This is a genomic window from Mesorhizobium sp. M1A.F.Ca.IN.022.07.1.1, from assembly GCF_003997575.1.
GTDB lineage: Bacteria > Pseudomonadota > Alphaproteobacteria > Rhizobiales > Rhizobiaceae > Mesorhizobium.
The window spans coordinates 15,685-40,889 of record NZ_RZST01000005.1 but is presented as its reverse complement, the minus strand read 5'-3'; the positions used below and the strand labels follow the sequence as shown (position 1 = coordinate 40,889).

Genomic DNA, 25,205 nt, shown 5'->3' with positions numbered 1-25,205 from the left:
CTGCAGCGGTATCTGGCGCAGATAGGCGAGCGTCTCCTCGCGCGTCGAGCTCTCGATCGTCTCCTTCTGCGTGGTCGTCGTGGTTGTCGTGGTGCGGCCGGCGGTCGATTTCGACGTGGTGATGACAACCGGCGACGACAGAGCCGCCGCGCTGTCGGAGGCCCATTCGGTGGCGCTCTCGGTCCAGTAGTCGACCGGCGGGTTGATCGTCATCGACGCCGGCAGCGGCGTGAAGTTCTGATAGGGGTTGATCTTGGTGCAGCGGGTGGCGAGAGCCTGCTCGACCGCGACTTCTTCCGTCCAGTTCAGCAGCGTCACGCCGGGCAGGTTGACCGCATGGAAGGTCGGGTCGATCGCCAGCCGCAGCAAGCCGCCGAACACGGCCGCGGTCTGCGCCTCGCCCTCGTCTCGGTAGCGGTCGGAGGTGAAGGGATCGACGAACACGCCGTTCTTCGAGATCGGCTCTCGGCTGTCAATGTCGCGCTGCAGGCGCTCGAGCGCGATCAGGTCCAGAGCGTCGACCAGGCTGTTATACATCCGGTCGATCTTCGCCATGGTGTAGGCGCGCACGCCGATATTGGTGACGTTCGGCGTGCCGGTCCAGATGTTCTCGAGCAAAGCGAGCGGCAGCACGTCGGCCGGCACCGTCGGCGGCAGCGAGTTGGTGCGGCTCGAAACGCCCTTCAGGTAGACCGAGTTGCCGTCGCTATCCAAACCGAGCACGTCGACGCGCGGCAGCTTGAAGTCATAGTCGACCTGTATCTGGCCGCCGTTCACGCCGCCGGCAATGGTGATCGAGGTCGCGGTGATGTCGGTCGGAACGACAATGCCGAGATAGCGATATTTGACGGTATAGCTCGACCCGGTCGCCGGCTCCGCGCCGCCGGCCGCCCATGAGACGAGGTCGCCTGCCTTTGTGTAATCGGCCGCCGTGGCATAGGTCGTCGCACCCTGCTTCACCTCGAGGATGGCGGTGACGCCAGTGTTGGCCAGCGCGTCGGACCCGTTCGGGGTGCCGCCGCGAACGACCGTATCGGTCACCTCCTTCTCGACCAGGACTTCGCGAATGGTGGCGATCGGCCCATGGTTGAGCGTGACGACCGTCGGGTTGGCGCCGAAGGTGTGAACCTCGGTCGGGATGCGGAAGAGATCGAAGCTTTCCGTCTCGCGGTGGCGCAGCGCCGCATAGCGCGTGCGCTTCTGGCCCTTGATGTTGGCAACGCCCTCCGCGATCGAGAAGACCTGGTCGGCGCCATCCTTGCCCAGCGCCGACACGGAGCAGCCGGACACGATATAGTTTCCGTTGGCGTCGAAGTCGTAGATCGCGAGCTGCGCGTTGATGCCGGTGAGATTCGGCGGTGGGGTCTGGTCGATCGCGACGCCGTCCTTCAGCAGGTAGACCGAATAGAGATCGCCTTCGCCGCCGTCGCCGGAGAAACCCCAAGCCAGCGCGAAAATGACGCGCGCGGCGCCGGCTTCGCCCTCGGACAGCGAGCCTGGCATCAGGCCGAGCAGAGCGGGCTCCTCGAGCTCGGTGACATAGGTCTCGATCACGCGCACGCCGATATGCACGGCGCCCGCCATCGGAACCGCAGCAAGCACGGCGCCCGGAGCGTCGAGAACGCGACCGTTCACATAGAGCCTGCCGGGCGTGAGCGTCACCGTGCCTGCCTCGGCGTCGATGATGATGTCGGCGCCCTCGACGCGGTCGCCGTCGCGCGCGACCAGGTTGCCGATCGAGCGGATCTTCCGCTGCAAGAGCGACTGCGCTTCAACCATCTCGGCCGCCTGGCCAATCTTGCCTTCTCGCGTCAGGACGCTGTCCCACAGGGGAAAGGCGATCGAGCGGTCATAGGCGCCCGACAGGTTGGATTTGTGCTCGTGCATACCGCCTCAAACGATCTTCAGGAGAGCGCGAAAACGTTCGCGCGATGTCATGCCGAGAAGCGCCGGCACTATGGCGAAATCGCCGACGATGGTGCCGCCGGAGAGCCCCGCGCCGGGCAGCCACATGATGCCGGCCGGATGCGCACCGACCGGCGCGCCGCCAAGCGTCACACTCCAGGACCGGATGGTCTCGCCCTCGCCTTCGCCGAGTTCCAGCGTGGCTTCGACATAGATGTTCGGGCCGACACCGCTTGCCACGACCCAGCCCTGCCCTGCCGCCTGGTAGTAGCCACCGAAGGAAGCGCTGACCGGCCGATAAACCCGCGCCTTGCGGAAGCCGATCGGCGAGCCGTCCTCGCGATAGACGCCGATCCAGCAACTCTTCGCCAGCAGCGCGGTCGCGATGATCTGCGCCCGCGACAGAGCCGCATCCGAGACCCATTTGAGGCCGGGCGAAATCCAAGGGAACGGTCCCCAGCCGATCGACCCGCCCTCGACCGGCTCGATCCAGGCGCCAAGCGCGCTCAGCTCGGCTTCCGTCAGATCGTGCTGGCCGGCGTCGAAGGTGCGGCCGAACGACCATTTGACGCCGCCGACATGGAGGAAGACGCCGGAACTGTCGCCCCAGATACCATCGCCCCAGCGCGACCAGGCCCAATCGTGCTCGCGCACATTGTAGCCGTTCCAGGCGCGGTAGAACTCGGAGCGGACCGGGTCCGACAGGCGCACCACGGCCTCGATCGCGCCGAGATCATCCTCGTCGTCGCGGAAACGATCGAGCTCGAGTTCGTAGAGATGCCATCGGGTGCGGCGCACCGGCGCTTCGTAGAAAGTCGAGAAGGCGTAGCCTACCCATGTCAGGCTTTCGGCCACGCCCTGCGGCGTGCCTTTCACGCGCTGCCAGCGGAGACCGTATTCGATGACCGAGGCAAGGTCGGGCAGATATTGCGAGATCGCGCCGAGCCCGTATTCGACGACAAGCCACGGCAGGATCGACGGTTGAACCGGCGCGAATTTGAAGCCGCGCAGTTCCTCGAAGCCCGGCTCGAGCTCCGGCAGGCGGTCGAGCGATTCCGACAGCGCGCGCTCGAAGGCCGTCGCGTTCTGCGGCAGCAGGTTCTGCCGATCGGTCACCGGTCGCGGCCCCTGTAGGTTAGGGTGACAGTGCCTAGCTTCACCGCGGCGCCGTCATCAATGATCGTGTCGACGACCGGGGCGGCCAGGGACACTTTTTGGACGCCAGGCACCTGGAGTTTCGAGACCAGCCACGAGCGCGTCAGGTTGAAGCCGAGCCCGCCCTCGTCGGCGAGCGCCTGGCGCATCAGCGCCTCGAGGCTGTCGAACACGGTCATCGGCGTCGTCGGCAACAGCCAGATATCGGCGGCGACGTTGACCGTGGCGCTGGTGGCGGACAAGACCGTGATGCGGTCGGAAATCACCCGCACACTGCTCTTTTGCACCTCTGCATCGACGGCGGCGAGCAAAGCGGCGTCAGGCTCGCCGAAATTGTCGGTCGCAAGCACGGCAATGCGGATGTCTGGCCCGGTGCCGACGCGATAGACGGCGACATCCTTGACGCGGATGCTGGCCCGGAATGCGGCGTTTTTGTACCAGTCCTCGGAGCCGGCCGTGGAGCGGCCGGAAATGGCAAGCACAGTGCGGGCGCGAAGCCGGTCATCCATCTCGCCGTCGAGCTTCACGACATCGTAGAACGCGGCAAGGTGTTCGAGATCGGCGCCGCCGGCGAAGGCGAGGAGGTTGGCCTTGACGGCGTCGTTGATGGCCGCCCGGTAGAGGACCTCGCGGAACGCGCCGACCTGCAACTGGATGTTGCCCGGCTCGCCCTCGAGGTCGATGATGCCGGAGACGTCGAGCCCGCTGGCTGTCGCCAGGTCGACGAAGACGGCCTTGATCCCGGCCAGCGCGGCAGCCTCGGAGGTGACGCTGATCGCCTGCGGATCGGGCAGGCCCTCGAGCGTGGATAGATCGAGCATGGCGGTTCCTGCTTCCGGGCGAAGCCCGCAAGGCCGACTGGCCGTCGCGGCTGATGCCGCGCCCCACCGGAGCCGCAGGCGGCGAAGCCGTGCGCGGCGTGAGGCTATGAAGAAGTTACGATCAGTTGGCCGCCGGCCTGACCGAGGCGCAGCGAGACGGTGCCGGCCGGCGTGAAGTCGCCGAGATGGGCGCGCGGCCGGTAGATGCCTTCGATGACCCAGGCGGAAGCGCCGGCGCGGTCAAGTGTCAGCGGCGAGATGCGCGTCGGCGTGAGGCGCGGCTCGAAAAGCAGGATCACGGCCGCGACCGACCACTGGAAGCGGATGACGGTCTGGACGTTGGCGAGCTCGCCGAGCAGCGCCGGGACCGGACTGCCGACATATTCACGCAAGACGCGCTCGAAATAGCGTGTCGTCAGCAGGATCTCGATCGCCTGGATGACGTTGTCCCAGCCGCTCTGCCGCAGCCCGTTCGAGCGGTCCATGCCGAATTGTTCACTTGCGCTTCCCGCGCCTGCTCTGCTTCGCCGGAGCGTCGGCCGATCCATCAGCCTTCGGCTGCGCCGGCTCGACGACATGGCCGCGCAGCCGCTCATAGGCCGCCTGCGACCGCGTCATTTCGACGGTCGAGCCGGCGGCGCCGAGCTTCGGCGCGCGATGGGGTGACGACGAATTTCATGGAAGCTCCTAGTCGGCGGCGAATACTTTCGAGGAGCCCTCGACGATCGGCCAAAGGCCGGTCGAGGATCCCGACATGACATGGACGCGATCGCCGATGCGGGCGACCTTCTTCCCCTCGGCCGCGCCGAGGTCGACGCGGGATGCCGACAGTTCCGCGCGGTCGCCGCCGCCGTCGAACAGCATCGTCGCCCCGCCGAAGGTCGACAGGATCCGCGTGCCGGGATCGGAAGACGGCGCGGCGTTCTGGTCCGAAAAGGTCATCGGCAGCGCTACGGCCTGGCGCATGTCGCCATGCGGCGCGACCAGCATCATCTGCTGGCCTTGCGTCGGCGGCCGCCAGGACTTTTCGGTGCCAGCGATCTCGCCCCACGGCCGCAGGGGCGACAGGAATTCGCGGCCATTGGCGTCCGACAGCAAGAGCTGCACGCGCTTGGCGTCGTGATCCACCTTCTTCACCGTGCCGAACCGCAGGTTGCCGGCGACCATGCGCTTTAGCGCGGCGATATCGGCCTGCAGGCCGAGGATGACCTTCACCAGTTCCGTGTCATGCATCAGGCGGACCCGCCGAGATCGGGATCGGGCAGGATATCGTCCGTCAGTTCGGTCTGCTCGCCGTTGATGACGGTGCCGACCTGGTCGAACCCGACGACTTCGCCGGCATCGGGCGGCGCGACGCCCAGCATGGCCGGCACCGCGGCCGTCGTCATCAGGGTCGACTGGATCTTCTGCCAACTCATCAGGTCGACGCCCTTGGCGAACTCGCCGCGCATGATGACGACCGCAGACTGGTAGTCCGCGACCGTCGCCAGTTTGGTCAGTGCCGCGTCAATGACGGGAGGCAGCTCGGCGCCCGGAGCGGGATCGCAGACCGGCTCGATCTCAATCTCGACCATGCGGATGGCGTGCTTGCGGCCGCCCTCCGGATCGACGCCGCGAGCGGCCTTCACCGGCCCGATCGCGGCGACAAGCGAGCGAAAGCATTCCGCGAAGGCATTGTTGGGATCGGACAGCACGCGCCGCCACTGCCGGTCGAGCATGTCGAGCGAGAATTCAAGACCGGCATCGGTCGGCGCGATCTCGATCTGGTTGACCGCCTGGCCGTCGGTCGTCTGATAGGTGACGCTGCTGGCGACGATGAGGTCGAGCGCGAAGGTCACGGTGCCGGAAGTGACGAAGAAGCCTTCGTTCTGGGCGGCATACTTGGTTTCGTCGATGCGCACCAGGATGACCGGCGCCTGCCGGTCGCTCATGATCGAAGACAGCGCCTCGATCGAAGAATCGGTAACGCCGTCGGCGGCGATTGTGTTCCCGCGCAGGGCCTGCACGGCAAGCATGCGCAGCATTGCGTTGACCAGGCTCATCCGTTCTGTCCTTCGCTTGCCGCGGCTTCGCCGGCCGCTGCGGACGGCCGGCCAAACGTGCCCGACGGGCGGCCGCCCTCGCCGCCTTCGGCGGAGATCACGACGCCGCCTTCAGGTTCGACAGATAGAACACGATCACCTCGGGCAGGTCATCGACGACGCGCTCGATCGAATAGATCGGCTCGGCCGGGCGGCTGGTGACCTCGCACTGATCGCCGGCCTTCGGCAGCCAGGGCATGTCGGCACGCGGGATCGAAACGGTGCACAGCCGGCCGGCGTAGCGGGTCGGGGCCATGCCGCGATCGCGGCCGCCGATGATCTCCAGGTCCGGGTCGATGTCGAACCGACCTTCCAGGCCGACCATGGCCGGGCGCGACGGATCGTCGGCCACCGACATCTCGCAACGCAGCTTGGCGCGGACCGTGATGAGGTCGCCCATGCGGGAGCGCGTCTCATGGACAAGGCGCGATCGAGCTGCACGAATATCCATGAGAGGCTCCGAACGAGATGAGACCTCAGGCCTGGCCGAGATCCATCTGGCTCGCCTCGTCCGCCTTCACGAGGTCAACCTTGCTGGCAGGGCGCGCGGCACCCTTTGCGACAAGATCGTCGAGCTGCTTCTTGTCGACGTCAATGATTGATCCAGGCGCCTTCACCTCGATTTCGGCGCGCTTGATTGTCTTGCCTTCCGGGCTCTTCTCGCCTGGCGACCTGCACAGGTGAACGGTGCTCAAAGCAACGGCTTTGACCATAATGCTTTCTCCAATTGTGTTGAATTGCCGAGAAAAGATGTCGGACCGGGGCAATCAGCCGAGGACGGTCGCCTTCAGCGTCGCGTTCGGATTGACGGGCACCATCAGCGGCGCCGACTGGGTGAGGATCTGCTCGATCGCCACATCGCCTTCGGGGATGTAGTTGCGCGGGAAGATCGGCAGCGCCTCGAACTGCGCATGCACGTCGACGATCGTGCCGAAGCAGCGATAGCCCTGCACGTTCGGCCCGGTCAGCACGACATCCTTGGGCGACATGAACGAAGTGACCGAGCCGTTGACGGTGTAGTAGTCCTTATAGACCCAGACTTCGATGCCGCCACCGAGCGTGCCGCCATAGCGGACCTCGCCGGTGGTCATGAGGCCGGTCTTGATCGTCAGGTCGGCATTGCCGCGCCTGGTCAAGTCCATCTCGGCGAGTATCTCGCTGTCGCGCCGCATGACACCCCAAGCATCCGTGCCGACGGTGATGCGGTTCGGCGCGCCGCCGAATTCGGCCGAATGCATCGTGTCCGCCCAGCCCTGGATGTCGTCGAGGATGGACACCCCGGGATCGCCCCAGCGCGCTCCGGCGCCGAGCGCCACGGTGTGTCCGGCCGCGCGACCGAAGTCGACCAGCCGCTGCGGCATGTCCTTGCCTTCGATGACGACCTTGCCGTCGATGACGGCCTTGGCGGCCATCCATTCCCAGAGCCTTTCGACCGCAACGCGATGGAACTGCAGGATGTCGGCTTTGACCGCATCGTAGCGCGCCGCGGGGCTCTGCGAATTGGGACCGAGCAAGGTGCCCGGGCGGCGGGTGAGAGCCCGCAGCGGCGACACCGGATCGCTGGCCTTGACATAACCCGGCTTGAAGCGCTCGACGCGCGCGCCTTCCTCGTAGATCGCCCGGCCCTGAGCCATTGGGGCGACGAAGGGCGCGAGCTTCCGCCCCGAACGCGGAATCTTCTCCAGGTCGATATATTCGTCGGTCGATGACATCTGGTTGGGGAAGAGAAGGTCGAGCCAGTAGCTCGGCACGATGTCGAGTTCGCGGAACACACCGAGCAGGGTGTGCGTATCCCAAAGTTCGTAGTTGTCGAAATCCGCCATGGTCGTGGCCCTTTGAAAGAGGCGGCCGGGGCCGCGATTGCGTTGAGGGTTTGCGCCTTGCGCTCAGAGCCGCTTGCGGACGAGGATGTTTGTGGGCGCCGGCGCGCCCCGGAAAGCGGCCTCGCGCTTGTCATCCGTGTTGAACGAGGCATCCCAATTGAGCGCATCCGGATTGAAATTGCCGGCCCGGTAGATCGCGACGCGCTGCGCGACATCGGTGTCGACCACCGGGGCAGTCGTGATGCCGAGCGGCGCCACACCGAGCTTATCCGCCCCGCCGACGAGGGTGGTGTTCGAAAATGCGATGGCCGCGCCGGTCTCGGTGGTTGCGATCGCGTTGCCGGGCGCTCCCGCGGTCTTGGCGACGATACCGACGATGCCAGCGGCATCGGACTGAGCGCTGACATCGGGATGGGGCGTGGTGAGCGAACCGTATGCGGTGCCGGCACCAGCTCCGCCATTGATCGCCGCGATCAGGTTGCTGGCGGTCTCCGCCGCCGTCGCACCGATCTTGATCTGACCGGCGACAGTGGTCGGCGCAGCCTTCAAGGTATAGACCGTCGCGCCGATGGTGATGGTGTCGTCGACGGCCCCGACACCGGAGAACACCAGCCGGCCGGTCGCCTTGCTGCCGGGCGCATGGACAAAAGTCGCCATGGCAAGGGTGTCCGCGGCCGCGAGGCCGACAACCGAGAAAGCCGGCAGCGCTACATCCGCTGCCACGGGAAAGTCCTCGGTGACAGGGTGCGGGATGGCCGAATTGAAGATTTCGGCGGAGGTGAACGTATCGGACACGTCCCGTGCCGCCATGCCTGGCTGCGCAAAGGGAATGCTGGTCATGATCGACCCTTTCAGGTGAGGAGTTGCGATTGGATGGTGCGAGGCATCAGCCCTGCCTGACCGGCGCTCCCGTCGAGGCGCGGTAATTGGCCAGGATCCGGTTGGCCGCTTCCTGCGATGCCGCCGCGGACTTTCCAGCGCCGGGCTGTGCGAGGCCGGCCGCGGCAAGGCGCGATTTCTCATAGACCTCGGCGCCTGCGTCTACCGGCTTGAACGCCGCGACGTTGGCGACGACGAACGCGGCGACATCTTCACCGGTCATGGCAGGCGACTTGGTCGCCAGGTCGAGCGCCGCCGCCATGCGGCCGCCGTCGCCCTTGACGCCCTCCGCCCCAAGGGCGGTCGTCAGGCGCTTGTTCTCGGCCGCCACGCCGCAGGCATGGCCTTTAATCTCGGCAGCCGCGACGGCCGCGTCGTGATTGGCTTTCGGAATGCCGGCAACTTCAATGGCGGCGGCCGCGCCGGTGGTCTCGCTCATGGATGTGCTCCCTTTCTGCGGGGTTGAGCGCCCGCCGTTCGGCGTGGAGGCGCGGGAAAGTTCGGCAAGCACGCTTTCGAACGAACCGACCCGGTCGGCGATGCCGGCGTCGACCGCAGCCTTGCCAATGAAAGTGCGTGCTTCCGTCTTGCGCGCGGCGGCTGCGGTGAGCCTGGAGCCCCGCCCTTTCGCCACCGTGCCGAGGAAGGCGCCGTAGAAGGCGTCGACTTCGGCCTGCAGATCCGCGCGGACGGCGTCGGTAAGCGGCTCGAAAGGGTTGGCGTCGACCTTGTGGGCGCCGGCGTGGATGAGCGTCGGCGTAATGCCGTCGCGGTCCAACTGCCGGCTGAAGTCGGCGTGCAGAAGAACGACGCCGATCGAGCCCGCTATGCCGGTTTCCGTGGTGACGATCTCGTTGGCGCCGGACGCGATGGCGTACATGGCCGAAGCCGCCATGCCGTTGACGACCGCGACGGTCCGCTTCCTTGCGGCAAGATCGCGCACGAGGGCCGCGGTTTCGAAGGCGCCCACGGCTTCGCCGCCTGGCGAATGCATGTCAAGGATGACAGACCTGACAGCCGGGTCGGCAGCTGCCGATTTCAGCTGGAAGCCGATCCCTTCGTAGGAAGTCAGACCGGAGCTGGCACCGACCCAGGCGCCGCGGTTGACCAGGGAGCCGGTGACCGTGATGATGCCAACCCCGTCGCGGGTGACGCGATAAGGCACGGCGCGACGGGCACCGTTCTCGTCCTCGACGACCGATCCCCCCTCGAATCGGGAACTCTCGGGCCCATTGACGCCGAGCCTGCCGGCAAGGACGGAAAGCACCACCTCGGCCTTGTCACGCGTGATCAGCAGCGGCCGGTTCAGCACCCGGTCGGCGATATGGATCAGCGATGTCATGGGGGCTCCTAGCGGATGAACCGCATGGTCTTGGCGTAGCGCGAACGCTTTCCGTTTTTTGCCGAACAGGCGGCCGAGAGGCGCATCAGTTCGGCGTCGAGCGCCTTGATGTCGGCGCCGGAGAAACGAAGCTGCTCTCGCGTCACCGGCGAGTGGATAGAAAGTTCCTCGACATGCTCGCCGGCGAGCGCGCGCAGCTTGACCGCATGGAGCGCCTGATAGAGGGCGCAGGGGTCATCCTGGTCGACGGCAACGCCGTTGATGCTGACGAGGGCCGGCATCAGGCAAGTTCCTTTTTCTTCGATGCCTTCTCGTCCTGGATGACGTCGTCCTTCGCGTCGCCCGGCCCCTGACCGAACGGCGACGGCATGCCCGCCTCGACATAGCGCTTGTGCCAGTAGAGCCGGCGCTCGAAGACCTCCTCCGCGTCGGCCCCGATCTCCGCGCATTCCATGTCAAGCGTCGACGTCCCGTTGAGCAACCGTTCGCTCGCCGCCTTGGCGCTCTTCTGGTCGTCGGCAGTGGCCTTGGCCGGGCCTTGCCACATTGCCCAAAGCACCCTGTCGCGGTTTGCGGAGAAAGCCTCGTAGCCACCCTTGAACGGCAGCCGGCCGGTGCCGATCAGCTCGTCCACCAGATGCTCGAAGCCGATCTGGCAGATCGGAGAAGCGATGCGATCGCGACGGCGGGTGACAACCGGGTGCAGGGACGCCCCTTCCATTCGGGTCGAGGAATAGGTCGCGCCCTCGTAGTTCATCGTGTAGCTGGCAACGCTCATGCCGATCGCGCGCGCCATGCCGCGCTGCAGCTCGTTGGATACGGGCAGGAATTGCGGCCCCGGAATGCCGGTCGACATCAGGTCGAGTTTCTCTCCGGGCGCCAAATGCGAGATTTTCGGATCGCTGCCGACCGAGATCTCGCTTTCGGCCGCCTTGTCCATGACGGCAAGGAAGTAGTCGCGGAACTGGGCGCGCAGTTCCTTGCCGTCCTGACTTTCGCCGAGCGCTTCAAGAGCCTCGAAGGCCTCTGCCGAAGGCTTTTCGCTGGTCAGCACCTGGGCAAAGACGGTCTGGAGGATGCCGGTCTGGATCGTCACGTCGACCAGCGTCTCCCATTGCAGGTATTCCCGAAAGGCCGCGACGAGCCGAGAAATGCCGCGCACGTCGTTGCCGTCCACCGGGTCGAACACATGAGCGACCATCTGACGTCCTTGCGCGTCAAAGGCCCGATGGTCGCGCTTGACGACGATGCCGGTTTCTTTCTCGGCGAGACGGTAGGCGACAGGACGGCCGTTTGGATCGTGGATAACGCCCTGATACAGCCCCTCGAACTCACTGGTGTCCTGCACCAAAGCGGTAGGCGTCGTCAGGCACATCTTGGTTCCGGACGTGATGCCGTAGCGGCGGCGGACGCCGGCGGACATATAGTCCATCAGCATCAGCGCCTCGCCAAAGACGACGTCATGGCGCAGAGCGATGTCGACCTTTTGCGGCACGATGAATTTGCCCTTAAGGTCGCATTCGCGCGCGTTCCACGCCCAGCGTTTCCACTCGGCCTTCAACAGCTTGATGAAATCGTCCGTCTCCTTCCTGTCGTAACCAAGCTTTGCCAGGTCCGGCATCGGATTGAGGATGAGCTCGACCCCGACGGTGTCGGCGATGACCTGGTCGACCGCGCCTCTCAGACGGCCGGAATTCTGGATGATGTCCATGGCAAGGCCGGCCGCGCGTCGCCACGCGGTGCGAACCTCGTCGCGATGATCGCGCAGCGCGGTGCCGCGCGTCGACAGGATCCGGGAACGGCTGTCGCGCAGATACCCGGCATTTGCGGACGGACGAGGAGCGGACGCGCCTTCCCTGCCGAATAGTCGCTCCAGCAACTTCATGCGCGCCTTTTCCATTTCTCGCGACGGGCTTGCGAGGCCTCGTCCGTCGTCGATTCCGTCGGGTCCGTGGTCTCAGGCTTCGGGGCATGGCGCAGGCCGTGAAGGAGGTCCGGCTCCGAAGCCGGTCTCAGCCGCTCGCGCAGCGCCGCCCAGTCGTCTGCCCTGTTGGTCGACAGCCCGAGCATTTCCGCCATCGCCATGGCGTAGACCTGCGCGTCCAGGCAGTGGTTGTCCGGCCGCAGGCGTTTCCATTCCTCGTGGAACTTGCCGCGCACGACCTCGGCGACGAAGGCCTCCGCCGTGAGCTGCAGGAAATATTCCTTCGGCAGGAAATCGCCGAAATGCAGATAGCCCGGCGGATCGGCCGGCTCGCCGGAACGCAGGCCGGGCTTGTGCAGGTTGGCGAACAGCTCGGACTTCAAGCTCCATGTGCCGACTGGCCATAGCATGGCGCTGCCGAAACGCTTGCGCTTGCCGCGCTTGGTGACCGACTTCTTGGCCGGGACGCTGATTGCCGGCACACCGCGTCCGCCGACGCCCTTGACAGCATAGGCATTGGGGCGCCGCCGGCACCATTCCAGGACCTGATTGGTGCGGCCGCCGTCGCCGCCGTCCACGGCCAGTGCCTCGATCCGCCGCCAGCTACCGAAAGCGTCGTGGAGCGGCTTGGCGAAGAACTCACCGAGCTTCGTCCAGGCGCCTTCGCCTGCATTGTCCGTCGCACCCTCGAAGAAGCGGACGCCCAGCACCCAGCATTGCCGGTCTTCGCCAAAGGCGACGACGACGGTCCAGATGCCATTGTGCTGCACGTCGGCGCCGGCGACGAGAATGAGCCCATCGGCAGGGATCTCCATTTCCGCGAAGGGTTCGCGGCGCTCCATCAGCCGCTCGTATTCCGGCGCGTTGCCTTTCACCTTTGCGGGAAGGCCGTACACCAGATTGAAAATGCCCTTGTCGCCGAGACCGCCGGCCTTGGAGTGGTTGAGTATGTCCTCCGCGATCGCTTCGTAGCTCATCATAAGCGAGATGAAGGCATCGACGTGAAAGCCGGGGTGCCGGTCAGGACCGGTCAGGGTGGCGATGTAGCGGCCATTGCGGACGCCGATGACCCGCTCGGTTTCGGAGATGATGTGCCCGCAATGCGGGCAGACATAGAAGCTCTTGTGCGGATGCAGTCGATCGAGGTGGAAGCCCTCGCGGCTTTGAACGAACTCTTCGCCACATTCAACGCAGGCAATGTTCCAGAAACGCTGGTCGGAGCGCTTGAAGGAACGGTCGATCCGGCAGTGCCCCGGCAGATCGCCGAGTTCGTCGCCGGTGTCGATCTCAGGCGTCGACAGCTCGAAGATCTTGAAGGCCTTCGTGCGCCGGAAGGCGGTGAAGCGACCGAAGAAGAGCGTTTCCGGATCGTCGCCGCTGACATGGGTCTGCCACTTGGAGACCTCGTCCTTGACGCCGTAGCGCGTGGTCTTGCCCGAGAGATCGGTCGCGACGTTGGCGTTGGCGAGCATCAGCGATCCGCCGGCGAAGCGCTTCTCGTAGATGGTCGAGCCCGAGCCGGACCGGCTCACGGCCGGGAAGATCACCTGTTTGTCAGTCTTCGCCTGCCAGGCCTCGATAAGGGGTTGCAGCTTCTGGCTGTTCATGTCCTGCAGGAAGTCGATCGAAGGCAGGCCGTAGATGGTGTTGTCTGGCGCCGTGTCGGCGATGTAGAGCGACCAGGCAAGGGCGAGGATCGAGACGCCGGTCTGCTGCGACTTGCGCACCGTCACCAGATTGCAGGGATGCTCGAGCGACAGGCAGTCGGCGATCTCGCCGAGATATGGCGCGTCTTCGAGCGCCCAGAGTTCCCCCTTCTTAGGCCCGTCGACAAGCACGATGTTGTCGGGCAGCCACTCGCGAAAGCGCGCCGGCGGGCGAGGCCTGATCGCCTCCGCAAGCGCCATGCCGGCAAGGCGCAGCGCGCCGGGATGGCCGAGCCCGAAATGGACGCTCACAACTCCTCGTCCTCGAGCACCTCGTCATGCTCGGCGGCTTTCTCGACGATGGCGCCGAGCCGATCGGCGATCTCGGTGTTCAACTCGAAAGCGATGCTGCGCAACAGCACGCGCAGCCCATGGGCGCCTTCTCGCGAAACTGCCAAAGCCATGTCGTCGGCCTTGTTCTGCAGACGGGCGATGCTCGACTGGATCTCACGGCCGCAGACGGTTAGGGCTTCACGCATCCGGTCGGCGCGGACCAGCTGGCCGATATGCTCCTGCCGACGCAGCTTCTCGCGTCCGACTTTGAGCCAGGCCTCCTGCCGAAGCGCTTCGTCGCGCGACGTGCTGGAGTTGGCCGGCGGGGCTGACGGCGCGTCCTTGCGAGCGGCCGCAATCTTCTCGGAGCTGGCGAACTCGCCGCGGTAATGGTCGTAGTGCGCCAGCGAAAACCGCATGATCCGGTCGCGAGCGTCGCGCTCGACCGGAAGGTCGTGCTCCTCGACCAGTCGCCGCGCGAGTTTGGTCACGGCCTGCTTCGTGACGCCATCGCGCGCCGCGATCTCGGCAGGCGTCGCCATCACGGTTTCTTCAGACGGCATTCAGACAACTTCCTTCGAGCCGCTGACAACCCTGACAACTCAACTTTTTCGATGGTGCGACTGGCGGAAATCCAGGGGCCGGTCTGCCCGTTGGAGGTCGAGGAGTGGGATACGGTCCCTATAACCTTGGGCGCGGCGCGGCAGTCTTGCCCGGTCAGTCGAAGAAGCCGGGGAGCATGAAGCTGATCTCATGCATGACCCTCGGCGGCAGCTCGCGGTTGGCGAAGGCCGTGAACTCTTGCGCCGTGTCGCCCTTGACCATCTCGGCGGGAATGATGACACCCGAGTCCACGAAGGATACTGGCCTGCCCCACCTCGTCGAGGACCGGTCCGGCGCGTAGACGTGGCCGCCCAAGCGCTTGGCGGTGACGCGATTTGGAAACCGGCCTGCCTTGGTGAAGTCTCCGGCAAACAGTCGCCGCATGCCGAAGGGCGAAGCGGTCACGCCAGCCCGCGTCTCGCGCGGCTTGAAGTATTTGAGCGAGACGTCGCCGCCCTGGGTGCGCATGGCATAGGCGAGCTCGCCATAGTTGGCCCGCTCGACCTTGATCGCCGTGCGGATGGTCCGGTACGGCAGCCCCGTCTGGTTCGCGAGCGTCCGCGTCAGCTTGGTGCGCAACCGATCGCCGACATGATTTACGGCTCGCGCCAGCACCAAGCTGCGCTGCATCTCGCTCAACCGGCCCAGCGCGTTGTCCAGCCGCTTGAGACCAGACAGATCGGCCCACCTGATCGTCAGCAGGCCGTTCACGCTCGCACTCCGAAAATGAAAAGCCCCGGTCGCGAGGAGCGCCGGGGCGAGTTCTTTCTTACCGTGATCAGGTCTATGTCAAGTTTCTGCCGCGCGTCAACGGACGGAGGCAGTTTTTTTCACGCGCCGATCAGAGGCGCTGTCCTGCAGCCATACGCCCGGCCTGTCCTCGTCGAGCCAGGGCGTAATCGAGCGGTCGGAAAGCACCAGCCGATGCGCGATCAGCTGCGGCCCGAGCTCGGCCTCGAGCCTGCGCAGCGCCGCGACCCAGATCTGGTAGTCGAGCCGGCCCATGATGTCGCCGCTCGGATCGGTCGCGAACTCGTACTTTCGGTAAGCGCCCTTCGTCGGCCGCTTGAGGCGCTCGTCATAGCCATGCACCTCGATGTCGTAGGCCTGGCCGTTGTCGTCGATGACGCGCTTCATAACGAACCAGGCCGGCTTGCCGGCGCGCTCGGCCAGCCGAACCCTGGCAGGCTCCGCGCCCCAGTCCGGCTCTCGCCCGAGGATCGCGGTTCCGACGACCAGGCTGACAACGCCTTCGCCGCGTTGCTCGTGCGAACGGGCGCGATAGCGCTCAACTGCGCGCGCAACGTACAGTTCGGCCAAACCGTGCGTATCCGGCCAATTCGCCAAGGCATTCCAGCCCTGCGGGATGACGACCTCGCAAGCGGCCAGCGCCGCGACCGCCCGCCCCACTGTCACCGCATCCTCGTGCGGCTCGCCCTGCTCGATCCAGAAATTGTCGTAGTCCTTGCGGCCTCCATCGATCAGCGCGCCAAGCTCGCCAAAGCTGGTGATCTTGCCCCAGGAAGAAGCCTGCAACATGCGCCAGGCCGAATGCGGATTTTCCAGACCTTCCACGCCACCGCCCTTCGGCAGCTCATGGACGAAGGCCCAGGTCAACAGCTCTTCTATGTTCACCGTCTTCATGTGCTTTCACTCCTTCGTCCCAATTTTTCTCTTATCGACCCAACTCGCTGCTCTTCGTCCCAAATCGAAAAGGCAACAAAGCGAACAAAAGCAGCAGGATAGCCGGGATGTCGGGACGGGAGGGTCGAAAGGGACGATGAAATCCGCGCCATACATGAAACACCCGCCATCCCTCTTTGTCCTTCGCTTGATCTCATCCGCGCACGGATGAACCGAGAGAAATCGACCCCAGCGTCCCTTGCTTCCTAACCTGCTGCTTTCCCAAACCCTTTCAGTCCGGCTCCCTTCCCCAACTCGCAATCTACCGTCCCTCGCGGCCTTGGCGCCAAAGTGGGGAAAGGGTCAGCCCTCAAAGCCGTATGCCTCCGGCGAAGGGCCTGGATCGCGGCCGGGCGGCCGCACGAACTCGTCCTTGACCCTGATGCCCCGGTAAATCGTCGTGCCGCTTTTCGCCTTCCAGAAGCGCTTCATCGCGCCGTCAGGCGATCGCCATGTCAGCCGCGTGTAATCGGGAAGCTTGCGCGAGAAGGTCGACGACTTGAACTCCGCCGCACCCTCGCGGGCTGCCCAGTTGGCATAGCCGAGGTGCAGGTCACCGGGCGAAGTCTCGTCATCCTCCTTGCCAGTCACGATGCAGGCGTTGCGCAGGAAGGCGCCGATCGGATCGCTCTCTTCCCGGTATTCGCGGGTCGCGGCAAGCACGCTTTCCGGTGGTCGCAACCCATAGTTCAGGTAGTCGAGCGTTCCCCGCACCAGCCAGGCGAAGACGCCGTCGGCTTCGGCGCGCAGCTTCTTGGGCAGGTCCCGATCGATCCTGTCCTTCGAGATCTGGACTTCCCAAGGTACGAGATAGACGCGGCGCCAGATGCCGTCGGAAGTGTCATCGATGCGCGGCTTGTGGTTGCCTGAAAGCAGGATCTTGAACTGCGGCAGCACTTCGAAGAAATCCTGGTGCAGCCGCCGCACCGCGATCTTCTCGCCGCCGGTCAGCGTCTTGATCAGCGCGTCCTTGAGCTTCACGCCCATTTCGGGTTCCGATGCCGCGACCAGCCGCGCCCCAGGCAGGCGCGCGAGATCCGGCGTCGCCTCATTGCCCCCTCGCCTGGTATCGCCGGCGAAACTGTCGATCGACAGCGTCACGGCGAAGTCGCCGAAGATCGAGCAGAGCAGGTCGACGAAGGTCGACTTGCCGTTCGAGCCTGCGCCGTAGAAGAACACCAGGCATTGCTCGACTGTGAGGCCGAGAAGGCAATAGCCTGCAAAACGCTGCAGGAAGCCCCTGATCTCCGGGTCGGGCTGCACCTCTTTCAGAAAAGCGTCGAACACCGGCGCCGCGGCACCGGGCCGATACTCGGCTTCACCACTCTTCGAGATCAGATCAACGGGATTGTGGAGGTCGAGGCGCGGCTGCCACTCATAGACAGGGTCCTGCGGATCCGACTCCTCGTGCTCCATCCGCACGAAACGCAGCGTGCCGGAGCGGCAGTTGAAGGCGTAGACATCCTTGTTAAGGTCGCCCACCATCCTGGCAACATGCGGCAGCGCTTCTTTCATCATGTTGTCCAGCTTCGAGGAACCGGCCGAGCTTTTGGCGTGACGATGCCGCGACGATTTCCTCGCATTGGCGCTCTTCTGCGCCTCATTGGCGGCGTCGATGAGGTCTTCCAGCTCCATCAGCCGGCCGAGCTTCTCGGCGTCCCAGTCCTTCCTTGGCGCGCCAAGGCGTTTGCGCTCCAGGCGGGCGTTCCGGCCGGCCTCCAGGGCCCTCTCTTCATCTTCGGTCGCGCTCAGCAGCGCCGCCTCGGCCGAGATCAATTCGGCGGTCCTCTGGGCCAGCGGCCGCACCACGGACCCGTCCTCGTCCTCTTTCCAGCGCGTGCCGTCGAAACCATGCCAGCCGACGCGCGCCACATGCAGGACGCGCGAGCCGTAGCGGATCAGGAAACGCCGGCCGTTCCCGATATCCGTCTCGGGCTCCAAGGCGCAGTCGCTCAGCACCGACTGCTCGTCGGGCTGTTCGGGAAGCTGCCGCCACGTTTCACTCGCGCCAAACAAAGGGGATCGGGGCTCTATCCCATAGGCGGCGGCCTGGCGCTGGGCTTCCTCGAGCACGGCGGCCACCTGATCCGGCATGGCGGGGTTCTTGCTGCTCATGCCACCCTCTTTGCGGCTTCGGCAGCCATGGAGGCGAAATCGCAGCCAGGCCGCGGCCAGACGATCGGGATCGCCCTGCCCGGCCGCGCATGCCGGGCACGGGCGCGCGCCATCGCCGCCGCGGTCACAACGCGCTCGGAGTCGCCATCGGCGAGCAGCACGAGCTCGGTGACCTGTTCGCCCACCCACATGGCGTCCTCGGGGTCCTGACCAGGTCGGGGCATAGGCCCGGCAATCATCAGCGGTCGCAATGCGCCTTTCGCATCCGGCTTCTTCAGCGTGGGATGGGCAAAGCGCGAGGCGGGATCGGCCGGGCCGGCTAGATTGCCGAGGTCGCCGGCGGCGAAATAGAACGTGTCCTCGCGCCAGCTCTCCCAGCAGGCAAAGGCCGCGCCGTTCTCGATCCCCTCCCCGCCGACCCAGCGTGCCGCAGAAGGATCGCCGAAAAGCGGGATCAGCCCGCCCTTCTTCGAGCCGCGCATTTTCTTGATCGGCAGGGGCTCGCCGGTCGCCGGATCGGTGAGCAGCGGCCGGCACTTCGGCGAGCAGCCGAGATCGATCCAGGTGATGAGGCAGCCGATCGCTTCCAGGTCGGCATTGATGAAGGGCGCGACCATCGCCGGCCCAGAATGGAGCTTACTCGGCCGACCGCGCTGATCGTTGCCGTGCCAGTAAGCCAGCTCCGATGCGTAGCGCAGCCATTGCGAGGCGCCAATGCGGCCGCAGCCGCGTGCCTCGAGATAGTCGAGGACCAGCCTCCCAAATCGGCCGACGCGTGCGGCGGACTCGTAGATGGACCTGGCCTTTTGCCGCTCCCTTTCGCGATAGTCGAGCTGCCGTTCGGCGCGTTCAGCCGCCCGAGCTTCATTCAGCCGCCGGCGCTCTTCAAGGCGGCTGCGGCGAGCGGTGGCGGCGTCGGCATCTTCGGTTCCCGCCTGGCTAGGAACCGGCCGGTCGAGCACAACAGAGCACGCCTCCAGCAACCCCTCGCGACGATGCAGGTCGAGGCCTTCGCAATGCGCAGCCATGCCGATGCCGTCATTGCCGCCGGCGTCGCCAGCCCGGCAGTTCCATTTGTTCTTGACGGTGTTGAACGCAAAGGTGTCCGTGCCTCCGCAATGCGGGCATGGCTGCGGGTGCTCGTGCCGGCGGCCGGTGAATTTCAGGCCGAGCCGTTTGGCGGCGTCTTCAACCGAGACGTCGCGGGCCGCTTCGAGGAACAGTTCGATGACGGAGCCACCAGACTGCGTGCTCAAAGCAGCGACTCCTGTTTCGGCTCAGCTGGGGCTTCGACAAACATATCTGGCTGTGCATAGGCCTTTCGGATCCGCTCGCAGGCGATCTCGAAATAGCCGGCATCAATTTCGATGCCGATGAAGGGGCGGCCCTGCTTCACGCATGCGACGCCAGTCGTGCCCGATCCCATGAAGGGGTCGCAAACTGTACCTGCCGCGAAAAACCGAAGGCACCACTCCATCAATTCTACCGGCTTTTGGGTCGGGTGGCTCTTGGCATAGCCGACGACCCGGCGACGGTAGAGCTTTGCGGGGCTCTGAAACGAGGCCCAAGCCTGCTCACACATTGCAAGACTGAAGTCCTCTGGTTGGACCTTGTCCCACACCAAAAAGCACTGGGAGGGCGGCAGCGGGAAGTAATTGCCGCCCCAGATAATCTGTTGATCCGAGACCCTCCGCATTAAATCGAAAGTACTTTCACTTGGCGCGCTTGCGTCCCAGTCCTTGCGCTCATGCTTTTGCCTCACCGGATTCGATGCAATGCCGATTCCGTACGGCGGGTCAGTGAGGATTGCTTTGATACCGAAAAGCGTCGACAGCACCTTCCGGCAATCCCCTAAGATCAAACGGCAGGCGCCTATGATCTCTTCACGATGGTTCATTCGAACTCTTTTCCGATGCCCTCGCCTCCGCGCGAGAAGAGACCATCGGCTTCGACCAGCGCTCGCACCTGCCGTGCGGACAGCCCCAGCCGCGCCCGCACCTGCTCGAGGCTCTGGCCCATTTCGAACAGCAGCCGCACGCCCTCGGCCTGCATCGGCAAAGGCAGCTTGAAGAGCGTCGCCGCGTCGATGCTGCCGGGTGTTCCGAAGATTGCTTTTGCAGGTCTATCCAGCATCACAGGTGCTCCCTGTTTCAGTGCTCGTCCCGTGAAACATCGCGCCGGCATCAACTGGCGGCGGCAGGTAAAAGGCGCGGAAGGAAAGCTTCAGCCAGTCGCAAACGGCGATGACCTTCGGCGCCGAGACGTTCTGGCCGTTGCAGATGCGGGACAGGTCGGAAGCGCTTACCCCGATGTCGGCGGCGCAAACGCGCCAGCCGCGGCCGTCTTCCTCGAGCCTCGCCCGCAAGAGCTTGCCGAGTTCGCGATAGTCATAGGCAGCGAGCCTGACCATGCCTGGCCTCCTTTTTGAGAAACAGCGCCGGCTCCTCGCCGATCCAGGCGCAGAGCGCGAGAAACTCGTCTTCGCCAGGATCGCGGCCCCGCGCGGCGCGAAAGACGGCGTCGACCTCGACCTCAGCCTCCTGCGCCACGCGCGTCGGCGACTTGCCGCGATGGATGCGCCGGGCTTCGAGGAAGAGCGCAAAGAGCGTGAAATCGACCGATGTTTTCTGGCCTTCTCGGCCATTTTCCGGCACTTTGATCGAGGAGGCGCGGCTCATCGCAGCGCCTCCTCGCCGCTGCCGGTCACGGCTTGGGAGGATGCGCGACCGGCAAGAATATCGGGACCGAAGAGGTCGGGGCGCTGCGCATGGCGCGAGATGCCGGTGGCGCGCTCGATGTCGAGCACGCGTTCGGCCGGCACCCGCTTCCAGGAGTAGAAAGCCTGGTGGCGGATGCCGAGATGCGAGGCGAGCGCGCCCAATCCGCCAACCTTGGCGGCTGCGATTCTGACGATTTCGATCATGGCATGATGGTAGGTATTACCTACCTACTATGTCAACAGGCAATCGCTTGCAAAAAAGTAAGCAATAATTACTATGCTGCGGCATGATCGCGACGATACGCACCGACTCGACGACACTCGGCCAGCGCCTCCGCCAAGCCCGCGAGGCTGCCGGCCTGACGCAGAACGACGTCGCCGATCATTTCGGCATCAAGCGTGTCTCGGTCACGCAATGGGAGGCTGACACCACCCGCCCCTCGATGGAGCGGCTGCCCGAGCTCGCCGCGCTGCTCAAGACCGACGTGGCCTGGCTGCTCGACGCCTCAGGCGCCGCACCCGTGCCGATCGTACGCGAGCCGAAGCCGCGTGCGTCGCGCACGCCGATCATCCCTGGCGACGAGCTGGTGGGCGGGCGCGACCTGCCGATCTATGCCGCGGCGATGGGCGGCGAAGGCCACATGATCGTGACCTTCGAGGCGATCGACTGGGTGAAGCGGCCGGCGGTGCTGCAGAATGTGCGCGGCGGCTACGGCATCCTGGTGCGCGGCGAATCCATGATCCCCGCCTATTGGCCCGGGGACACCGCGCTGGTGAACCCGCATCTGCAGCCGGCGCGCGATTCCGACGCCGTGTTCTTCCATACCCCGCCCAAGGAGCGCGGCGACGAGGAAGCGATCATCAAGCGCCTGGTGGGCATGAACGATCGCGAATGGACGCTGGAGCAGTACCGGCCGGCGAAGACGTTCAGCGAGAGCCGCGTAGACTGGCCGATCTGTCACCGGGTGGTGGGGAAATACAACGCTCGGTAGCTCCGATTCCGCTTATTCGATAAAATTTTCCGCGGAGAAAACTGCTATACCATATTTCCTGACCAGCAATTTTGACACGCATCCACCGCTTTTTTTAATCTTTTCCTTTTGCTTCGACTTATATTTCTTCGCGCGAGGGTCAAATAGATCAATGTCGTCAGTTACAATAATGTCCGACGACGAACCCAGGGCAATGGCGGGCCACTTTCTATCCTTTTTCGGCACACCAAGCTCCCTTAGTTCTCTTTCCGCTTTGCGATCCATGGGGAACATGACGATCACCTTATTCACCAGCTGATCTGCTATCCAGTCGCGCAGATTGAGACCCACCGCCGCCGGCCGGCAGCAGTCATGATATTCCTGAAGAGCCATGTCCTCATCATCAATTGCAATGCAACCACGCTCGATAGCTAGATTCACGACAGTCGAGTAACATCCGACCAGGTCCCCGACTCGCTCTTCTTGAAAGCCTTTGAAGCAATTCGCATCAATTACGGTCGGCATTGTCTATCGCTTTCCCGGATAGAAAAAGTCGAAAGACTGCTGCTCGGGTCTTGTCGATTTTCCAGCAGCTGCGGCTTTGGCTAGTTCAAATGATTCCGCCTGTCTTTGAGGAAAGAACCCACCCGGCCACGGCGGCTCGAAGGACCCATTGTCTGAGATTTGTATAGGAGTCACCCGGTTTGGTCCGTCGACATCCTGGACATAAAATATCCGAACGTTCTCCCTGCTGATGTCGCCCGCAGCAACATGTGTAGCGACTCGCAACACGAGGCTGTCACTATGTGTCTCGATGAAAACTTGGGACCGCAATCTTGAGAGCGAGGCAAAAAACGAGCCAAGAGCTGCTTGCGCATTGGGGTGTAGATGAATTTCGGGTTCCTGGACCATCAATATGGGAGTTGCCGATGAGCCCTGCCTGGCACGGTGAGCCAACTCTATGCCTGCGACAAGAACCGGGAGCACTTGGCTGCATCCAAATCCTACGTCACATATGTTGTGGTCTGAACCATCCCTTCCGACCAAAACTAATTCGAAATGTCGTTCGGTGAGGTACTTAACTCGGATTCCGGCTGCGATACCGGTTGCCCTGAGCCACCTTGATATCTCGTCGGCGAAACCGACCTGCTCGTTACCTCGTTTGGAGGCGTCGCTCGCCAGCATGGTAACGGTGTTTTCACCGGCGCGCCCAATCTTCGACGCTGTTTCGCCAGAAAGTAAGTAAGTCCTCTGGGGCATTTCACGAAATGCACCCAAAGTGTCGTAGTTTTCAAAGGTATCTAGAACGGCTCTTCTGAAATTTATAATCAACCTTTCATTATATCTTAGGAAGTCGAATATTTCATCAGAATAATTTGCACCACCGGACGACTGTCTTGCCTGTCTGTCATAGCGAAATGCTTCCTGAAACAACGGAACGAAGCCAACCATCAGCGGGCGCGTCTTTTTTATACCAGCACCTATCTCCTCAACATCCCGCCCGGCTATCAGAATATTGTAACGATCTTTTGACGACGAATATTCATATAGAGGCTTATTGCTGTGCGATAGTTTGATTCTCGATAGCTCAATTTCTCTACGCTGAGTCCTATATTTTAACTCAAAGTCACAAAAATAGTTGCCGATCTTCATAGCCAAGCGGATCGGCGTGTTGGCCCGGCCGCCGTGGACCATGTCCTTATAAGTGCCGAGCTGATCGAATGGACCATTCAGAATGACTGGACCGCTGCCCAAATTGTCGGCCGTGGACGACTGGGCAAGCACGTTTATGGCACTAAGCGCACTCGACTTACCCGCATTGTTGGGCCCGACGAAAATGTTCAAACGGGAAAACTCAAATGCTGCTGACTTAAACGCCCGAAAATTCGTCAAATCTAAACTGGACAGCATGGACCTTCTCCAACCTTTGGGACCACTTCATCCCAATGTTCTGGGATAGGGGGCGGTGGTATCACTGCAATTTTCTATCTGACGAAACAACTCGCTTACGTGAACAACCCTGCAAAGAACCCCATCCAACGCATTTGGTGGCATTAGCGCTTAGAACGCCGCCACCCCGCCGCAACGGCTTCGGCTTCTGAGCAGAACCACATCTCGCCCTTGGCCTGATTGATGATGGTGGCGCTGTAATATTTCTGCCCGGGCAGGTGATAGATCCGTTCGCCTTCGGCGGAAATGTTGCCCTTGATGGTGCAGCCGGTGTTGCCGCTGCCGAGTGCGAAGGTTGGTGTGGCCGGCGCCTGCACATCATCGCTGTGCTGCGCCCGCCAATCCCATGGCGCCTGGAAGTTGCCCACCCATAGGCCGAGCTTCGCCGCCTGCGCCTTGGCCTGTTGCGCTGCATAAGCGCCGTCGCTGTATTTCGGCCAGTCCAGCGCTTGCCCGTGCTCGACCATCCAGGCGGCGACGTCCGCGCCGTCGGCTCGTGTGCAATTGCCGACAAAGCGCCCGTAGCGGTCCCATGTCACGAACGAGCATTGCATCGGCCTGGAAGCTGCCAGGAATTTGTCCAGCGCTTCGGCGGAGCGGCGGCCGCAGGGATATTCGAAGCCCTTCGCGTCGTCACAATATTGGCGGCTCTCCGGTGCGTCGATGCCGTTGAAGCGCACGCGCTGGCCGTGGATCTCGATCGTGTCGCCGTCGATCACCGAGGCGACCCCGCCGACCGATGCCGGCCTCGGCTTGATGATGTTCTGCAGGTTGATTTCCGGCAGCGACCCGCTGTTATGCATGACGAATTGCGTGACCAACGCAGAAATTGCAGCCACCGTCACGAGCACAAGACGAAGCGGCACGCTTGCCCAGCGCCCGGATCGTGAGCGTCGCGCGCCAGTGCGACGCCGCCACTGGTTAGAGCGGTCGTCGTAACGGGACTTGTCGATCCCGATCACATCGCGCCGCCCGGGCGGCTTTCGGCAGATCGGCCAGCACAGCTCGACACCGGGAGCACACTCGCCGCGGCAAAATCCAGTTTTACATACATTGAGGCATCCCCCGACACCGAAGACGATAGTGCTCCATTTGTATTTGGCTGTCGAATCCGCTTTAGCGCCTGAGGGCAGACCAGCAGAATTGCCCAGGCGGAGCCGACCTATCGGCCCGTGAGACCTGATCCAGCCCCCGCTTGTTCCATGGGCAGGTGGGGCGCGAGACCCATAAGAAGTCGCGATCAGAGTGTCAGTTA

At 63.9% G+C, this 25,205-nt stretch carries 29 protein-coding genes; 1 reads left to right on the top strand and 28 read right to left on the bottom strand.

Features of this window, described 5'->3' with window-relative positions; translation table 11 throughout:
- The 25 genes from EOA75_RS02125 to EOA75_RS02010 all read right to left on the bottom strand — a co-directional run.
- Nucleotides 1-1,887, bottom strand: a 1,887-nt coding sequence (locus EOA75_RS02125) for a DUF4815 domain-containing protein (protein WP_127323499.1), incomplete at its 3' end; no start/stop codon positions are given.
- A gap of 6 nt (nucleotides 1,888-1,893) precedes the next feature.
- A complete protein-coding gene (locus tag EOA75_RS02120) occupies nucleotides 1,894-3,021 on the bottom strand; it encodes a phage tail protein (RefSeq protein ID WP_127323498.1) in 1,128 nt (375 codons plus the stop codon).
- A complete protein-coding gene (locus EOA75_RS02115; RefSeq protein WP_127323497.1) occupies nucleotides 3,018-3,881 on the bottom strand; it encodes a baseplate J/gp47 family protein in 864 nt (287 codons plus the stop codon). Before EOA75_RS02115 ends, EOA75_RS02120 begins: the two co-directional genes overlap by 4 nt.
- Before the next feature lie 104 nt (nucleotides 3,882-3,985).
- Complete coding sequence (locus EOA75_RS02110; RefSeq protein ID WP_164747241.1) at nucleotides 3,986-4,366, bottom strand: GPW/gp25 family protein; 381 nt, start codon at nucleotides 4,364-4,366, stop codon at nucleotides 3,986-3,988.
- 10 nt (nucleotides 4,367-4,376) lie between these two features.
- A complete protein-coding gene (locus tag EOA75_RS35535) occupies nucleotides 4,377-4,499 on the bottom strand; it encodes a hypothetical protein (protein ID WP_281058517.1) in 123 nt (40 codons plus the stop codon).
- A 69-nt stretch (nucleotides 4,500-4,568) separates the two neighbouring features.
- Nucleotides 4,569-5,114: a phage baseplate assembly protein V gene (locus tag EOA75_RS02105; RefSeq protein WP_127323495.1), complete on the bottom strand. Its 546-nt coding sequence runs from the start codon at nucleotides 5,112-5,114 to the stop codon at nucleotides 4,569-4,571.
- Complete coding sequence (locus tag EOA75_RS02100) at nucleotides 5,114-5,923, bottom strand: hypothetical protein (protein ID WP_095781610.1); 810 nt, start codon at nucleotides 5,921-5,923, stop codon at nucleotides 5,114-5,116. The genes EOA75_RS02105 and EOA75_RS02100 overlap by 1 nt, the downstream gene beginning before the upstream one ends.
- Before the next feature lie 97 nt (nucleotides 5,924-6,020).
- Nucleotides 6,021-6,362, bottom strand: coding sequence for a hypothetical protein (locus tag EOA75_RS02095; protein ID WP_127323494.1), 342 nt, complete (start codon nucleotides 6,360-6,362; stop codon nucleotides 6,021-6,023).
- Nucleotides 6,363-6,438: 76 nt separating this feature from the next.
- Nucleotides 6,439-6,675 carry a hypothetical protein gene (locus EOA75_RS02090; protein WP_127323493.1) on the bottom strand — a complete coding sequence of 79 codons (237 nt, stop codon included), beginning with the start codon at nucleotides 6,673-6,675 and terminating at the stop codon, nucleotides 6,439-6,441.
- A gap of 54 nt (nucleotides 6,676-6,729) precedes the next feature.
- A complete protein-coding gene (locus tag EOA75_RS02085) occupies nucleotides 6,730-7,785 on the bottom strand; it encodes a major capsid protein (protein WP_127323492.1) in 1,056 nt (351 codons plus the stop codon).
- Between the two features lie 63 nt (nucleotides 7,786-7,848).
- Nucleotides 7,849-8,625, bottom strand: a complete 777-nt coding sequence (locus tag EOA75_RS02080) for a hypothetical protein (protein ID WP_127323491.1) — start codon at nucleotides 8,623-8,625, stop codon at nucleotides 7,849-7,851.
- Between the two features lie 46 nt (nucleotides 8,626-8,671).
- Entirely contained in the window at nucleotides 8,672-10,006 is a 1,335-nt protein-coding gene (locus tag EOA75_RS02075) for a S49 family peptidase (RefSeq protein ID WP_127323490.1), read from the bottom strand.
- An 8-nt stretch (nucleotides 10,007-10,014) separates the two neighbouring features.
- Complete coding sequence (locus EOA75_RS02070; RefSeq protein WP_127323489.1) at nucleotides 10,015-10,287, bottom strand: hypothetical protein; 273 nt, start codon at nucleotides 10,285-10,287, stop codon at nucleotides 10,015-10,017.
- Entirely contained in the window at nucleotides 10,287-11,891 is a 1,605-nt protein-coding gene (locus EOA75_RS02065) for a phage portal protein (RefSeq protein WP_206516953.1), read from the bottom strand. The genes EOA75_RS02070 and EOA75_RS02065 overlap by 1 nt, the downstream gene beginning before the upstream one ends.
- The gene (locus EOA75_RS02060) at nucleotides 11,888-13,888 is read right to left on the bottom strand and encodes a terminase gpA endonuclease subunit (protein ID WP_245466539.1); all 2,001 of its coding nucleotides are present in this window, start codon (nucleotides 13,886-13,888) and stop codon (nucleotides 11,888-11,890) included. Before EOA75_RS02060 ends, EOA75_RS02065 begins: the two co-directional genes overlap by 4 nt.
- Entirely contained in the window at nucleotides 13,885-14,472 is a 588-nt protein-coding gene (locus EOA75_RS02055; RefSeq protein WP_127323487.1) for a hypothetical protein, read from the bottom strand. The genes EOA75_RS02060 and EOA75_RS02055 overlap by 4 nt, the downstream gene beginning before the upstream one ends.
- A 154-nt stretch (nucleotides 14,473-14,626) precedes the next feature.
- Nucleotides 14,627-15,223, bottom strand: coding sequence for a phage tail protein (locus EOA75_RS02050; RefSeq protein WP_127323486.1), 597 nt, complete (start codon nucleotides 15,221-15,223; stop codon nucleotides 14,627-14,629).
- Nucleotides 15,224-15,319: 96 nt separating this feature from the next.
- Nucleotides 15,320-16,156: a hypothetical protein gene (locus EOA75_RS02045; RefSeq protein ID WP_127323485.1), complete on the bottom strand. Its 837-nt coding sequence runs from the start codon at nucleotides 16,154-16,156 to the stop codon at nucleotides 15,320-15,322.
- Between the two features lie 342 nt (nucleotides 16,157-16,498).
- Nucleotides 16,499-18,310, bottom strand: a complete 1,812-nt coding sequence (locus EOA75_RS02040) for a phage/plasmid primase, P4 family (protein ID WP_127323484.1) — start codon at nucleotides 18,308-18,310, stop codon at nucleotides 16,499-16,501.
- Nucleotides 18,307-19,566, bottom strand: coding sequence for a P4 alpha zinc-binding domain-containing protein (locus EOA75_RS02035; protein ID WP_127323483.1), 1,260 nt, complete (start codon nucleotides 19,564-19,566; stop codon nucleotides 18,307-18,309). The genes EOA75_RS02040 and EOA75_RS02035 overlap by 4 nt, the downstream gene beginning before the upstream one ends.
- Nucleotides 19,563-20,207, bottom strand: coding sequence for a site-specific DNA-methyltransferase (locus EOA75_RS02030; RefSeq protein WP_127323482.1), 645 nt, complete (start codon nucleotides 20,205-20,207; stop codon nucleotides 19,563-19,565). The genes EOA75_RS02035 and EOA75_RS02030 overlap by 4 nt, the downstream gene beginning before the upstream one ends.
- Nucleotides 20,204-20,443 (bottom strand): hypothetical protein, encoded by a 240-nt coding sequence (locus EOA75_RS02025; protein WP_127323481.1) that lies wholly within the window; start codon nucleotides 20,441-20,443, stop codon nucleotides 20,204-20,206. The genes EOA75_RS02030 and EOA75_RS02025 overlap by 4 nt, the downstream gene beginning before the upstream one ends.
- Nucleotides 20,433-20,720 (bottom strand): hypothetical protein, encoded by a 288-nt coding sequence (locus EOA75_RS02020; protein WP_127323480.1) that lies wholly within the window; start codon nucleotides 20,718-20,720, stop codon nucleotides 20,433-20,435. Before EOA75_RS02020 ends, EOA75_RS02025 begins: the two co-directional genes overlap by 11 nt.
- Nucleotides 20,698-20,988 (bottom strand): hypothetical protein, encoded by a 291-nt coding sequence (locus tag EOA75_RS02015; protein WP_127323479.1) that lies wholly within the window; start codon nucleotides 20,986-20,988, stop codon nucleotides 20,698-20,700. The genes EOA75_RS02020 and EOA75_RS02015 overlap by 23 nt, the downstream gene beginning before the upstream one ends.
- Nucleotides 20,985-21,233: a Cro/CI family transcriptional regulator gene (locus tag EOA75_RS02010; RefSeq protein WP_127323478.1), complete on the bottom strand. Its 249-nt coding sequence runs from the start codon at nucleotides 21,231-21,233 to the stop codon at nucleotides 20,985-20,987. The genes EOA75_RS02015 and EOA75_RS02010 overlap by 4 nt, the downstream gene beginning before the upstream one ends.
- An 83-nt stretch (nucleotides 21,234-21,316) precedes the next feature.
- Between EOA75_RS02010 and EOA75_RS02005 the strand changes: the two genes are divergently transcribed.
- Nucleotides 21,317-22,021, top strand: coding sequence for a helix-turn-helix domain-containing protein (locus EOA75_RS02005; protein ID WP_127323477.1), 705 nt, complete (start codon nucleotides 21,317-21,319; stop codon nucleotides 22,019-22,021).
- A 12-nt stretch (nucleotides 22,022-22,033) separates the two neighbouring features.
- On the opposite strand, the gene EOA75_RS02000 is transcribed toward EOA75_RS02005, so the two are convergent.
- From EOA75_RS02000 to EOA75_RS01990, 3 genes are all read right to left on the bottom strand, one after another.
- Nucleotides 22,034-22,525 carry a hypothetical protein gene (locus tag EOA75_RS02000; protein WP_127323476.1) on the bottom strand — a complete coding sequence of 164 codons (492 nt, stop codon included), beginning with the start codon at nucleotides 22,523-22,525 and terminating at the stop codon, nucleotides 22,034-22,036.
- 3 nt (nucleotides 22,526-22,528) lie between these two features.
- The gene (locus tag EOA75_RS01995) at nucleotides 22,529-23,911 is read right to left on the bottom strand and encodes a DUF3696 domain-containing protein (RefSeq protein WP_127323475.1); all 1,383 of its coding nucleotides are present in this window, start codon (nucleotides 23,909-23,911) and stop codon (nucleotides 22,529-22,531) included.
- 143 nt (nucleotides 23,912-24,054) lie between these two features.
- A complete protein-coding gene (locus tag EOA75_RS01990) occupies nucleotides 24,055-24,816 on the bottom strand; it encodes a thermonuclease family protein (protein WP_245466538.1) in 762 nt (253 codons plus the stop codon).
- Nucleotides 24,817-25,205 lie beyond the last annotated feature (389 nt).

Bases quoted from the DNA above. Each gene is read 5' to 3' on its own strand.
- EOA75_RS02065 (WP_206516953.1), bottom strand. From the start codon at position 11,891: ATGAAGTTGCTGGAGCGACTATTCGGCAGGGAAGGCGCGTCCGCTCCT.
- EOA75_RS02105 (WP_127323495.1), bottom strand. From the start codon at position 5,114: ATGCATGACACGGAACTGGTGAAGGTCATCCTCGGCCTGCAGGCCGAT.
- EOA75_RS02010 (WP_127323478.1), bottom strand. From the start codon at position 21,233: ATGATCGAAATCGTCAGAATCGCAGCCGCCAAGGTTGGCGGATTGGGC.
- EOA75_RS02100 (WP_095781610.1), bottom strand. From the start codon at position 5,923: ATGAGCCTGGTCAACGCAATGCTGCGCATGCTTGCCGTGCAGGCCCTG.
- EOA75_RS02085 (WP_127323492.1), bottom strand. From the start codon at position 7,785: ATGGCGGATTTCGACAACTACGAACTTTGGGATACGCACACCCTGCTC.
- EOA75_RS02015 (WP_127323479.1), bottom strand. From the start codon at position 20,988: ATGAGCCGCGCCTCCTCGATCAAAGTGCCGGAAAATGGCCGAGAAGGC.
- EOA75_RS02115 (WP_127323497.1), bottom strand. From the start codon at position 3,881: ATGCTCGATCTATCCACGCTCGAGGGCCTGCCCGATCCGCAGGCGATC.
- EOA75_RS02110 (WP_164747241.1), bottom strand. From the start codon at position 4,366: ATGGACCGCTCGAACGGGCTGCGGCAGAGCGGCTGGGACAACGTCATC.
- EOA75_RS02025 (WP_127323481.1), bottom strand. From the start codon at position 20,443: ATGCTGGATAGACCTGCAAAAGCAATCTTCGGAACACCCGGCAGCATC.
- EOA75_RS35535 (WP_281058517.1), bottom strand. From the start codon at position 4,499: ATGACGCGGTCGCAGGCGGCCTATGAGCGGCTGCGCGGCCATGTCGTC.
- EOA75_RS02055 (WP_127323487.1), bottom strand. From the start codon at position 14,472: ATGCCGTCTGAAGAAACCGTGATGGCGACGCCTGCCGAGATCGCGGCG.
- EOA75_RS02020 (WP_127323480.1), bottom strand. From the start codon at position 20,720: ATGGTCAGGCTCGCTGCCTATGACTATCGCGAACTCGGCAAGCTCTTG.
- EOA75_RS02045 (WP_127323485.1), bottom strand. From the start codon at position 16,156: ATGAAGACGGTGAACATAGAAGAGCTGTTGACCTGGGCCTTCGTCCAT.
- EOA75_RS01995 (WP_127323475.1), bottom strand. From the start codon at position 23,911: ATGCTGTCCAGTTTAGATTTGACGAATTTTCGGGCGTTTAAGTCAGCA.
- EOA75_RS02040 (WP_127323484.1), bottom strand. From the start codon at position 18,310: ATGAGCAGCAAGAACCCCGCCATGCCGGATCAGGTGGCCGCCGTGCTC.
- EOA75_RS02095 (WP_127323494.1), bottom strand. From the start codon at position 6,362: ATGGGCGACCTCATCACGGTCCGCGCCAAGCTGCGTTGCGAGATGTCG.
- EOA75_RS02070 (WP_127323489.1), bottom strand. From the start codon at position 10,287: ATGCCGGCCCTCGTCAGCATCAACGGCGTTGCCGTCGACCAGGATGAC.
- EOA75_RS02000 (WP_127323476.1), bottom strand. From the start codon at position 22,525: ATGCCGACCGTAATTGATGCGAATTGCTTCAAAGGCTTTCAAGAAGAG.
- EOA75_RS02005 (WP_127323477.1), top strand. From the start codon at position 21,317: ATGATCGCGACGATACGCACCGACTCGACGACACTCGGCCAGCGCCTC.
- EOA75_RS02080 (WP_127323491.1), bottom strand. From the start codon at position 8,625: ATGACCAGCATTCCCTTTGCGCAGCCAGGCATGGCGGCACGGGACGTG.
- EOA75_RS02075 (WP_127323490.1), bottom strand. From the start codon at position 10,006: ATGACATCGCTGATCCATATCGCCGACCGGGTGCTGAACCGGCCGCTG.
- EOA75_RS02030 (WP_127323482.1), bottom strand. From the start codon at position 20,207: ATGAACCATCGTGAAGAGATCATAGGCGCCTGCCGTTTGATCTTAGGG.
- EOA75_RS02090 (WP_127323493.1), bottom strand. From the start codon at position 6,675: ATGGTCAAAGCCGTTGCTTTGAGCACCGTTCACCTGTGCAGGTCGCCA.